Annotated in this window: 10 protein-coding genes; 6 read left to right on the forward strand and 4 right to left on the reverse strand. The window is 71.4% G+C overall.

Translation table 11 applies throughout. The annotated features are described in order from the left end of the window. Positions 1-27: 27 nt before the first annotated feature. Positions 28-1842 (forward strand): GMC family oxidoreductase N-terminal domain-containing protein, encoded by a 1815-nt coding sequence (locus ACZ5VD_RS28005; RefSeq protein WP_468547581.1) that lies wholly within the window; start codon positions 28-30, stop codon positions 1840-1842. 83 nt (positions 1843-1925) lie between these two features. Here ACZ5VD_RS28005 and ACZ5VD_RS28010 read toward each other — a convergent pair whose 3' ends face one another. After that, positions 1926-2966: an LAETG motif-containing sortase-dependent surface protein gene (locus tag ACZ5VD_RS28010; RefSeq protein ID WP_468547843.1), complete on the reverse strand. Its 1041-nt coding sequence runs from the start codon at positions 2964-2966 to the stop codon at positions 1926-1928. Between the two features lie 229 nt (positions 2967-3195). Here ACZ5VD_RS28010 and ACZ5VD_RS28015 point away from each other — a divergent pair, with 229 nt between their 5' ends. Continuing rightward, positions 3196-4356 carry a hypothetical protein gene (locus tag ACZ5VD_RS28015; protein WP_468547580.1) on the forward strand — a complete coding sequence of 387 codons (1161 nt, stop codon included), beginning with the start codon at positions 3196-3198 and terminating at the stop codon, positions 4354-4356. A 601-nt stretch (positions 4357-4957) separates the two neighbouring features. Here the strand turns inward: ACZ5VD_RS28015 and ACZ5VD_RS28020 are convergent. Next, positions 4958-5239 (reverse strand): chorismate mutase, encoded by a 282-nt coding sequence (locus ACZ5VD_RS28020; RefSeq protein WP_468547579.1) that lies wholly within the window; start codon positions 5237-5239, stop codon positions 4958-4960. A 381-nt stretch (positions 5240-5620) separates the two neighbouring features. On the opposite strand from ACZ5VD_RS28020, the gene guaA reads away from it, so the two are divergent. Beyond that, positions 5621-7201, forward strand: coding sequence for a glutamine-hydrolyzing GMP synthase (gene guaA, locus ACZ5VD_RS28025; RefSeq protein WP_468547578.1), 1581 nt, complete (start codon positions 5621-5623; stop codon positions 7199-7201). A 16-nt stretch (positions 7202-7217) separates the two neighbouring features. Here the strand turns inward: guaA and ACZ5VD_RS28030 are convergent, their stop codons facing one another. Further along, entirely contained in the window at positions 7218-7685 is a 468-nt protein-coding gene (locus ACZ5VD_RS28030) for a pyridoxamine 5'-phosphate oxidase family protein (RefSeq protein WP_468547577.1), read from the reverse strand. Between the two features lie 138 nt (positions 7686-7823). On the opposite strand from ACZ5VD_RS28030, the gene ACZ5VD_RS28035 reads away from it, so the two are divergent. Further along, positions 7824-8633, forward strand: coding sequence for a class II aldolase/adducin family protein (locus ACZ5VD_RS28035; RefSeq protein ID WP_468547576.1), 810 nt, complete (start codon positions 7824-7826; stop codon positions 8631-8633). A gap of 76 nt (positions 8634-8709) precedes the next feature. Here the strand turns inward: ACZ5VD_RS28035 and ACZ5VD_RS28040 are convergent, their stop codons facing one another. Then, positions 8710-9597, reverse strand: a complete 888-nt coding sequence (locus tag ACZ5VD_RS28040) for a DUF4429 domain-containing protein (RefSeq protein WP_468547575.1) — start codon at positions 9595-9597, stop codon at positions 8710-8712. Positions 9598-9751: 154 nt separating this feature from the next. Here ACZ5VD_RS28040 and ACZ5VD_RS28045 point away from each other — a divergent pair, with 154 nt between their 5' ends. Continuing rightward, entirely contained in the window at positions 9752-11041 is a 1290-nt protein-coding gene (locus ACZ5VD_RS28045) for a hypothetical protein (protein ID WP_468547574.1), read from the forward strand. Between the two features lie 195 nt (positions 11042-11236). Then, positions 11237-11767 (forward strand): DoxX family protein, encoded by a 531-nt coding sequence (locus tag ACZ5VD_RS28050; RefSeq protein WP_468547573.1) that lies wholly within the window; start codon positions 11237-11239, stop codon positions 11765-11767. Positions 11768-11847: the final 80 nt, after the last annotated feature.

Below are 11847 nucleotides of genomic sequence, written 5' to 3' on the forward strand. Positions count from 1 at the left end.
GCACGCGACACTCGACGAGGAGAACCCGTGCCTCAGGACACCTACGACTACGACGTCATCGTCGTCGGATCCGGCTTCGGCGGCTCCGTCACCGCCCTGCGCCTCACGGAAAAGGGCTACCGCGTAGGCGTCCTGGAGGCCGGTCGCCGTTTCACCTCCGGCACCCTCCCCAAGAACTCCTGGGACCTGAAGAACTACCTCTGGGCGCCGAAGCTCGGCATGTACGGCATCCAGCGCATCCACCTGCTGGGCAACGTCATGGTGCTCGCCGGGGCCGGCGTGGGCGGTGGCTCCCTCAACTACGCCAACACCCTCTACATCCCGCCGAAGCCGTTCTTCGACGACCCGCAGTGGCGGGACATCACGGACTGGCAGGAGGAGTTGGCGCCGTACTACGACCAGGCCCGGCGCATGCTCGGCGTCCGGCTCAACCCGACGATGACCCCCTCCGACGTGCACTTGAAGGCCGCCGCCGAGCGGATGGGCGTGGGCGACAGCTTCCACATGGCGCCGGTCGGCGTGTTCTTCGGGGACGGCGAGGACGCCGACGGTGCGACGAAGGCCAAGCCCGGCGAGCAGGCCGACGACCCCTACTTCGGCGGCGCGGGCCCGGCCCGCAAGGCGTGCAACGAGTGCGGCGAGTGCATGACCGGCTGCCGGCACGGCGCGAAGAACACCCTGAACGAGAACTACCTGTACCTCGCCGAGCAGGCGGGCGCGGTCGTGCACCCGCTGACGACGGTCGTCTCGGTCACCGACGACTCACGCGGCGGCTACGCGATAGCCACCCTCCCCACCGACGAGCGCCGCAAGGCGAAGGGCAGCCGCAGGGCGAGGGGGCGCGGCCAGGCGAACGGCCGCACCTTTACGGCCCGCCGGGTCGTCGTCGCGGCCGGCACCTACGGCACCCAGACCCTGCTGCACCGGATGAAGTCCGGTGGCCAACTGCCGTATCTCTCCGAGAAGTTGGGCGAGCTGACCCGTACCAACTCCGAGGCGCTGGTCGGTGCGCAGACCAACAACCGCCGCTACCGCAAGGCGACGGGTGAGCCGAAGGTCGACTTCACCCGCGGGGTGGCCATCACCTCGTCCGTCCACCCGGACGCCAACACCCACATCGAGCCGGTCCGCTACGGCAGGGGCTCCAACTCGATGGGCGGCCTCTCGATCCTCCAGGTGCCGTACGCCGAGGGCTCGTCGCTGGCCCTGGCCTGGCTGCGGAACGCGGCCCGCCACCCCCTCCAGGTGCTGCGGTCCCTCTCCAACCACCGCTGGTCGGAGCGGACCATCATCGGCCTGGTGATGCAGTCGCTGGACAACTCCCTGACGACGTACCTGAAACCGGACGGCGTCGGAAAGGGCCTGCTGACCGCCCGCCAGGGCCACGGCGCCCCCAACCCCAAGCAGATCAGGGCCGCCTCGGAGGGCGCGTCCGCCATCGCCGCCGAGATCAACGGCTTCGCCGGCTCCAACGTGGGCGAGCTGATGGGCATGCCCCTGACCGCGCACTTCCTCGGCGGCTGCCCGATCGGCGCCTCCCGCGAGACCGGCGTCATCGACCCCTACCACCGGCTCTACGGCCATCCCGGCATCTCGGTCGTCGACGGAGCCGCGGTCTCCGCGAACCTCGGCGTGAACCCCTCCCTCACCATCACCGCGCAGGCCGAGCGGGCGATGTCGTACTGGCCCAACAAGGGCGAGGACGACCCGCGTCCGGCCCAGGGCGAGACGTACGAGCGCCTCGACGCGGTCGAGCCGCGTTCACCGGCGGTCCCGGCGGACGCCTTCGGCGCGCTGAAGCTGCCGTTCCTGGGGATGCCGGCGGTCCCGCCGAAGAAGTAGCCCCGAGTGGACCGCCGTACACGAGGAGAAGGACCTGCGCCCCCCTCCGAGCGCAGGTCCTTCTCTGTTTCTTGCGGTAAGCCTTATGCGGCGGTGCCGGCCTTCCGGCGCCGCACCACGAACACCGCGCCCGCACCGGCGACCACCGCGACGCCGCCCACCAGGCCGATCACCGGCAGCGCGGAGCTGGAGCCGGTCTCGGCGAGGGTGCCGGTGGCGGAGACCTCGTCGACGTTGTCGAGGTCGGTCTTGCCGCCCTGCGGCTTGGCCTCGTTCGGGTCACCGGCGTCGGAGCCGGCGGCCAGGATGTCGAAGAAGTAGATCCAGCCGTTCGGGTCGTCGGCGACCCAGCAGCCCTCGTCGTCCGCGTACTGGGCGAGGCCGCCGGTCAGACCGAGCGAGTCCGGCACCTTGCCGCTGACGCTCAGCCGCAGCTTGAACGACACCGAGTGGCCCGCGCCGAGCGAGAACGACGGGAAGGTGCCGCCGTCGCCCGCGGCGTTCGCGACCGTGTCCCACGAGCGGGTGGCCGTGTCGAAGACCTGGACCTTGATCTCGCCGGAGTAGTCCTCGACGTCCTCCCAGCCGATCGCGGCGACGCCGATGAGCGGCTTGATGTCCTTGATCTCGTCGTCCCCGTGGTTGGACACGTTGAACGAGAACGGGGTCCAGCCGCTGCCGGCGACGATCGTCTCGGGCAGTCCGGTCAAGCCGCTGGTCACGTCGTCGCTGAGTTCGGCGGTGCTGTTGCCGTCCTCGTCGACGCAGAGCTCGGGGTCCTCCGGGGTGCTCGCGCTCGGCGACGGGGAGGCGGCCGGGGAACTCTCGTCGGCCGCCGGGCTGCTGGTGCCGGCGGCGGGAGTGCTCGCGTCCGCGGCCGGGCTGCTGGTGTTCGCGGCGGGGCTGCTGGTGTCGGTGGCCGGCGTGCTCGCGTCCGCGGGAGGAGTGGTGTCCTCGGCGGCCGGGCTGGTGGTGTCGGTGCCGGGAGTGGTCTCGGCGGCCGGGCTGCTCGTCGACGTGTCCGGGGTGTCGCCGGTCGCGAACGCGGCGGGCGCGGAGAGCAGGGCGAGCGGGGCTATGACGGCCGTCGCGGCCGCTGCGGCCATGGCGCGGCGAAGCTTCATGAAGACCTCGAAGTTCCGGTGCGCCGCGAGCGGCAGCACACTTGGGAGGCCTCCGCGAGTGGGGCGCGGGTGTGGCCCTTGGTTCGCATGGTTTGATCCGCGAACCCTGCGAATGGTTGCCCTCGCCTTCACAGGATTCTTATGTGAGCTGGATCACCTGACCGGTGTGATCGGAGCTGACGTACGCTCAACTGCCTCCCAGCCCGCTCGCAGGAAGGTGCATGGCGTCGTGGCCGACAGATCGTCCGAAGAACCGAGACCCGGTTCGGGTGAGGGGGGCGACTCCTCCCTGCCCGACGACGTGTGGCAGAAGTTCCTCCAGGACAGCGAGGGGGACATCCGTGGCTCCGCCGCGAAGGAGCCGTCCGCCCGGGCCCGCATGGTGACCGAGCGGCTGCGGGAGCAGGATGCCCGGGGCGAGCGGCCCGAGGGCTGGCGTACGGGACCCACCTGGCAGGAGAGGGAGGGGCGGGCCGCGCGGCGCCGTCGCCTGTGGGCCGTCATCGGCATCCCGCTCGCCGCCGCCGCGGTCGTCGTGGCGATGAAACCCTCGCTGCTGCCGGGCGACCCCTTCGGCACCGGGAGCCCGGACACCGCCGAGGCCTCACCCCTCGGCGAGGAGACCGCGGCCCCGACCGCACCCCCCGCCGCCGGGGACCCCGAAACCCCCACCCTGGACGAGCCGTTCGCCGGTTCCCCCGCGCTGCGCTGGGCCGACGGCGCCTCCGGCATCACCCTGCCGGACGCGAAGGCCGTCGGCGGGATACCCGAGGACCGGGTCGAGAAGACGCTCCAGCTGACCAAGAAGCTGCTGGTCGGAGCGAACCTGGACCCGAAGACCCTGCGCGGCGGACGCCCCGGGGCCGCCCTCGCGGTCCTCGACCCGAAGCAGCCGAAACTGTTCGACGACCTGAACCGGTCCCTGAGCACCCCCGGCGAGGAGAACGACCCGCTGGTCCTGCTCACCCGCTTCGACCCGGACGACGTCCGGCTGGTCGGCGACGTGGTCAAGACGCGCGGCCGGATGACGTTCGCGAAGGGCGGGCAGGGCGGTGTCGCCGTGCACGCCGACTACACCTTCGTGTACCCGGTCGTCCGCACCGACGGCTCCACCGAGGTCACCCGCACCATCGTGCGCCGCGTCCTCGACGTGGAACTCCTCGACCCCGCCCGCTACCACGCCACCGCCGACCGTCTGAACGTCGTCGAGTGGGGCCGGGACGTCGGCAACTCCACCTGCGGGATCCACGACGGCTACCTCCACCCGGAGTTCCCGTCGTCCACCCCCTCGGGCGAACCGGCGACCGGCCCGACGGCGGATCCGTACGACCGCAGCCGCGAGATCGGAAGCGACGCCGCGGGAGGCTGCGGGACGGCGTCCCGGATCTGACGCGCCGGACAGAAGAAGGGCCCCGCCGGCCGGAGCCGCGGGGCCCTTCTTTCGTCAGCACCGACGTCAGGGCAGCGTCGGTGCCTGGGGAGCGGCGCCGGGGGGTTGCGCCGCTTGCCTTGCGTTCCGGGTCGGCGCCCCGGCGCATATGGGGCGCACGGTTGGTCTCGACCTGTGGCAGTACCTCGGTACAGAGGTGCGCCGGTACCCGTCGGTACGGCAGCGCACGTCAATGCAGTTGTATACGGCGGGACTTGGGAAGGGCTTTCCAGGCATCGTGCTCGATGGACGCCGCCACCGCAACCGTTTGACCCAGACTTGGACATTTTGACCCGGACATTTTGACTTGGACGTCCCGCCGGTCGGCTCCGAGCGTCCCCGGAGCCGACCGTTCTCTTGGGTGACCGGGCTGCTGTCCCCTGCCGTCCGGTCACTTACCTGGAGCGAGGTCCCACGACGCACGGCACGATCCGTACGTCTCATCGCCCCAGCGAGCCACGCGTGGTTCGTTCGCGCCCGCCCCTGGCTGGCACGGACACCCCGACCAACGAGGTGCTTCGCTTCGCGGTCACGCGCCGTACGGGTGAGGGCGGGCCCGAACTCAGATGCGACCCCGGCACAGTTCGAGGAGCGTCATCGCCAGCGACGTACCGGGCCTGCCCAGCGCCTCGCTGTAGTGGTGGAGGACGTCCATCTCGCGGGAGAGGTTCACCCGCCGCCCGCCGGAGGTGATCCGCGCCTCCTGGATCACGGCGGACACGGCCATCCGTTCCTGGATCAGCCCGATGATCCGGTCGTCGAGCGCGTCGATGCGCTCACGGGCGCCGGTGATCACGTCGGCGGCCTCGGTGGTACGGGCGCCGGTCACGTCGATGGCGGTCATGGGGGCTCCTCATCGGGATGGGTGAGGTGCCCCGGAGCGACAGGATCCGGAAAACACCAGGCGCCCCGGACCTTGTCGGCCCGGGGCGCCTGGGAAGTCGCTTGTCAGTAGCTCAAGCAGCTCGACCATGGCAGCCGGCGGGCCGGGTGCCATAGGTAAAGAGGAAGGTCGGGTGCGTGAGCATGGGGGCGAGTATGCCACAGGACCCTTGGGACGCACCGGGTCGGGACGGGAGCCCCCGCGCGCGAGCGGCCGGGCGAGGGGGAGGGTGGGCGAAGGCCGGGGGTCCGGGGCGGAGCCCTCAGGACGGCGGCGGCGCCTGCGCCCGCCCCCGGTAGAATCGCCGACACAGACCCCCGCCCCACCGCCGGAAGGCACCCCGTGTCATCAGCGACCAACGCCGCCCCCGACACCGTCCTGGTCGTCGACTTCGGCGCGCAGTACGCCCAGCTCATCGCCCGCCGCGTCCGTGAGGCCCGGGTCTACAGCGAGATCGTGCCGAGCACCATGCCGGTCGCGGAGATGCTCGCCAAGAACCCGGCGGCGATCATCCTCTCCGGCGGCCCGTCCTCGGTGTACGCGCAGGGCGCCCCGCGCCTGGACCGCGCGCTCTTCGACGCCGGCGTCCCCGTCTTCGGCATGTGCTACGGCTTCCAGCTGATGGCCACGACCCTCGGCGGCACGGTCGACAACACCGGCGCCCGCGAGTACGGCCGTACGGAACTGCACGTCTCGCAGTCCGGGGCCGGCTCCACCCTCTTCGAGGGCACCCCGGGCGAGCAGTCGGTGTGGATGTCGCACGGCGACGCCTGCTCCGCCGCCCCCGAGGGCTTCACGGTGACCGCGTCCACGGACGTCGTCCCGGTCGCCGCCTTCGAGAACGACGAGAAGAAGCTGTACGGCGTCCAGTACCACCCCGAGGTCATGCACTCCACGCACGGCCAGCAGGTCCTGGAGCACTTCCTGTACCGCGGTGCCGGCATCACCCCCTCCTGGACCACGGGCAACGTGATCGAGGAGCAGGTCGCCGCCATCCGCGAGCAGGTCGGCGACAAGCGCGCCATCTGCGGTCTGTCCGGTGGCGTGGACTCGGCCGTGGCTGCCGCCCTCGTCCAGAAGGCCATCGGCTCCCAGCTGACCTGTGTGTACGTCGACCACGGCCTGATGCGCAAGGGCGAGACCGAGCAGGTCGAGAAGGACTTCGTCGCCGCGACCGGCGTACAGCTGAAGGTCGTGGACGCGGAGGAGCGCTTCCTCAAGGCGCTGGCCGGGGTCTCCGACCCCGAGGAGAAGCGGAAGATCATCGGACGCGAGTTCATCCGGGTCTTCGAGCAGGCGCAGGTGGAGATCATCGCGGACGACGGCCCCGAGGTCGCCTTCCTGGTCCAGGGCACGCTCTACCCGGACGTCGTCGAGTCCGGTGGCGGCACCGGCACCGCCAACATCAAGTCCCACCACAACGTGGGCGGACTGCCGGAAGACCTCGAATTCAAGCTGATCGAGCCGCTGCGCCAGCTGTTCAAGGACGAGGTCCGGATGGTCGGCCACGAGCTGGGCCTGCCGGACGAGATCGTCCAGCGCCAGCCGTTCCCCGGCCCCGGCCTGGGCATCCGCATCGTCGGCGAGGTGACCAAGGAACGGCTCGACCTGCTCCGGGAGGCCGACGCCATCGCCCGCGAGGAGCTCACCGCGGCCGGCCTGGACCGGGACATCTGGCAGTGCCCGGTGGTCCTGCTCGCGGACGTCCGCAGCGTCGGCGTCCAGGGCGACGGCCGCACCTACGGCCACCCCATCGTCCTGCGCCCGGTCTCCTCCGAGGACGCCATGACGGCCGACTGGTCGCGTCTGCCGTACGACGTCCTCGCGAAGATCTCGACGCGGATCACCAACGAGGTCGCGGACGTCAACCGGGTCGTCCTCGACGTGACGTCGAAGCCGCCGGGCACCATCGAGTGGGAGTGAGCCTCCTTCCCGGGGCTCAGGTCCGCTTGAGAGTGCGCACCGGCTCTCCGGGCTTCCAGACCTGGGCGACGAGGTAGGTGTCGTCCTCGACGAAGGTCCGCACGACCTCCGTCAGCTCGGTGCGGAAGAGGTGGAACGGCTCGGGCGGTTCCACCTCTTCGACGTATCGGGCCCGGGTCTGCGGATCGTCGACCTCGATCGCCCGGCCGCCGATCCGCACGTCACCGCCGCCCGTCCCGGTGCCGCTCCCCGGATTGGCCTGGAGCGCGAAGCGCGGGTCCCGGCGCAGGTCGAGGGCCTTGAGCGAGTCGGGCATCATGCCGAACCACAGCTCGCCGCGGAGGAACCGCACCTCCAGGCCGGTGGTGCGCGGCGACCCGTCCCTGCGGAGGGTCGCCAGGACATGGTGGGTGAAGGCGCCGAAGCGTGCCTCGACGGTCCTGGCGAGATCGGGTTCCGCGGCGGAGAAAGCTGCCCAGTTCATATGTGCCAGTCTCGCGCCGATACCCGACATCTTCTGTCGTGTATCGATTGCGTGCGTCATCTTTACACCTCAGCGCTGTTCTCTTGCGCTGACCGACGGTAACTTCCGCCTCGTAAGCAACCCAGTGCTGGAGGACAGATGCACGGGACGCCCGAAGCCGGGCCCACTCCACCCCAGCCGCTCCCCACGGACCGGCTCCGGTTCGCCATGCCGCCGATGCACGACTCGGTGGACGACGAACGCCGGCACCGCAAGGAACGGCTCGCAGGCGCCCTGCGGATCTTCGGGCGGCTCGGCTTCGAGGACGGGGTGTCGGGGCACATCACCGCACGTGATCCGGAGTACAGCGACTGTTTCTGGGTCAATCCGTTCGGGATGCCGTTCAAGCACGTCACCGTGAGCGACCTGGTCCTCGCCAACTCCGACGGCCAGGTCATCGAGGGCCGCTACCACGTCAACCAGGCCGCCTTCACCGTGCACGCCCAGGTGCACGCCGCGCGCCCCGACGTCGTCGCCGTCGCCCACTGCCACTCGCTGAACGGCCGCGCCCTCTCCACCCTCGGCGACCTCCTGGACCCGATCACCCAGGAGAGCTGCGCCTTCTACGAGGACCACGCGCTGTACGACGCCTACACCGGCGTCGCCGTCGACGCCGACGAGGGCCGTCGCGTCGCCGCCGCCCTCGGCACCCGCAAGGCACTCGTGCTGCGCAACCACGGCCTGCTGACGGTCGGCGACTCGGTGGACGCGGCGGCCTGGTGGTTCGTCTCCCTGGAACGCTCCTCCCAGGTGCAGCTCACCGCGAAGGCGGCCGGACGGCCCGTCCTCATCGACCACCGGATGGCGGTGGCCACCCGGGAGCAGTTGGGCGGCGACCTGGTGGCGTGGATCAACTACCAGCCGATGTGGCAGGACATCAGCCGGAGCGAGCCGGACCTGCTGTCGTGAGCGGTGCCCGTGGTGGAGACGGCGGGCTGGGCGGTGGGCTGAACGGTGACCTGGGGGGCGGGCTGGGCGGTGGGCTTCAGAACCCGCGCAGTACCGCCGCCTTCGTCATCGCGAACTCCTCGTCCGTGAGCACCCCGTCCCGGTGCAGCTCGCCCAACTCCCGCAGCCGCCGCAGGAGTACGTCGTGATGGGCGGTCTTGGCCGGCACGGTCGCCGTCAGCGGGCGTCGCCGCTCGCCGTCCTCGACGCCGGTGCGGGTGGAGGGGTGCGGCAGCCGGGCCGTCACGGCGGTGGCGACGAGGGCGGTGAGCAGGTCGCGGCGGGTACTGCCCCACAGATCCAGGGCGTACGGATCCTTCTCGGGCGGCAGTTTGGACAGCGTCGTCCCGTGGGTCACGAAGCGCAGGAAACCGTCCGTGTAACCGGAGTTGGGCAGCCACTCGACCTGGACGAGATCGCCGAGGTCGATGACGCGAGCGCCGGTCGCCCGCTTGACCCGGTCCGAGGTGTCGGCCCAGTCGATACGGACCCGGGTGCCGTCGAAGGAGACCGTGCCGTCGGAGGAGCGGACCGAGACCGGGACCGGCGGGCCGGGCAGCAGATAGGCCTTGGCGGGCTCGGCGGGTATCTGGTCCAGGAGCAGCGAGCGGCGGATCTCCTCCGCCACGTACTCGGCGACCCCCGCCCGGTCCACCTCCACCAGCAGCCGGTACGGATCGGCGGGGTCGGGCAGCCGGCCCCCGGTCGCGTGCAGCAGCGGGTCGGCGCCCTCGCGCAGCCGCATCCGCAGCCGGCCGCGCTTGCGTTCGGGCTCGAAGACGACACCCGAGATGGCCTCCAGGGGCACGGCGATCTCGCCGTACGTCTGCCGGAACAGCGGCACCGAGCGGTGGAGTCCCGGCGTGATCCTGACCGTGCTCCCGTCGAAGGCCCAGGTCCCGTCGCGCTGGATGATCTCGGCCATGGAGAAATTCTCGCAGCCGGGTCAACACGGCGACGGGCCCTTCCCCCGCCCGGACCGGACCTGCCCGCCACGGGGCGTGTTCCGTAGGGCACAATTCGCAGTCATCGCACGGGAGTTGCAAGGCACACAAAAGCGGGGAAGGCAGGCACAGGGCGTGGCGGTCCAGGAGGCCAGACAGAGCGCGGACTCGGGCGCGCACGGGAGTGCGCACGCAGGCGGCTGCACCTGCGGGGACTGTCCGCACGGGGCGCGGGCGGGACACCGCAGGGCGGTGGCCGCGTTCCTGCTGAAGCGGGACGAGTTCGCGGCCGGGCAGGGGCTGCCGGCGGGGGTGGCGCACTCGGCCTCCGCCTCCCGGCAGTGGGTCTCGGAGGAACTCACCCAGTCCGCGGAACTCGTCGCCGAACGCGGCCGGGCCGAGGGCGAGGCCTGGCTGGCGCGACTGTGGCGCCGTACGGCGGTGGCCGTGTGGGCACTGGTCGTTCTGCTCCTTCTCGTGCAGGCGCTCACGGCGATCGGCACGGGCTGGACCGCGGCCCGCACCGCCGGACTGCTGGCCGCCCTGGTGGTGGCCGGCGCCCTGACCGCGGCCTCGTGGTTCCACCGGACGCGCGGCGGCGCGCTGGCGCCGCTGATCGGCGAGGACAACCGGCTCTCCACCTCGCGGGCGGTCGCCGTCGGCTGGGTGCTGTTCGTCGCCTACGCCGTGCTGGTGCTGGTGGGCCGGCTCGCCGCGGCCTCCGAACCCGCGGAGCGCGACACCCTGATCTCCGGCTTCGAACTCGCCAGGGCCGCGGGCGTGGTGACCGTACTCGCCGTGGTGTGCGCCATCGCCGTCCTGGTCCGGCGCGTGGTCGGGCTGCGGGTTCTCGGGCAGCGGCTGCAGAAGGTACGGGCGGACCGGCCGAGGGCGGCCGACCTGCTGACCGACGACGCCGGCCGGGGCACCTTCGCCGACATCCAGTACGTCGTCATCAGCGCGGTCGCCCTCCTCTTCGCCGCCGTACGCCTCGCCCGCCGCCCCGACCAGCTGCCGGACCTGCCCTGGGGGCTCGCGGTGGTGGTCCTGGTGTCCGCCGCGACCTACCTGGCCGGGAAGTACGCCGAGGGCGGGCGGCCCGTCATCCTCTCCGTCGTGCGGGCCCGCGAGGCCGGCGACCTGGACGGCCCGATCCGCACCGGCGACGACATCGAGATCCGCGGCGCCGGTTTCGTGCCCCCGGGCGCCCAGGGCGCGGACCGGCTGTCCCGCATGGTCGTCCGCATCGGTCCGGTCAACGTCCACGTCCCCCTGATCCCGGTCTCGGGAGGCTTCAGCAACCCCGCGGACGCGGTACTGACCGTGCCGGTCCCCGCCGACGTGGAGCCCGGCCGGGTGGACGTCCAGGTGGTGACCGCGGCGGGCGTGGAGACGAACCGGTACGCGATCGACGTCACGGACTGAGCCGGGGCGTCCCCCGGCGCGCTCTTCCGCCCGGGGGCCGTTCGGCGTCATGGGCATGGCCGAAGCCGCTCGACTCGGAGAAACTGGTCGGGACAGGGTCGCGACTGGCTGCGACGGCATTGAGCGGGTCCTCCCTGTCGTACGTATCGTCAGTTGAGGGGTCACGGCACGGCGGGCGAGAGGCGGCTAGGAGCTATGACTCACGGCATTCGTATGGACACGCACTCCCCCTATTCGAACGGTGGTGCGGACTGGCGGGACACCGCCACCCGATACGCCCTCCTCCCGCTCCGCGTCTTCCTCGGCGTCACCTTCATCTACGCCGGTCTGGACAAACTCACCGACAGCGCCTTCATGAAGGACTCCGGCTCCGGGTCGGTCGGCGACCTGATGCGCACCGTGCGCGACTCCTCCGCCATCCCGGCCCTGGTCGACCAGGCACTGAAGAACCCCGTCGGCTTCGGCTACGCCATCGCCTTCGGTGAACTCGCCGTCGGTATCGGCACCCTCATCGGTCTCCTCACCCGCATCGCCGCGCTCGGCGGCGCGCTGATCTCACTCAGCCTGTGGCTGACCGTGAGCTGGTCCGCGGAGCCCTACTACTACGGCAACGACCTCGCCTACCTCATGGCCTGGATCCCCCTGGTCCTCGCCGGCGCCTCCGTCCTCTCCCTCGACGCCGCCCTACGGGCACGACGGCGACGGCGAACGGGGGAGTACCGCTAGCTGCGGAGGCCTCCGACCGACAGAGCCACCAGGTGCGCAGACTTCGCCCCGTCGACCACCGGCGGGGCGAAGCGCTTGCC

This window comes from Streptomyces sp. NPDC032822 (genome assembly GCF_055578825.1).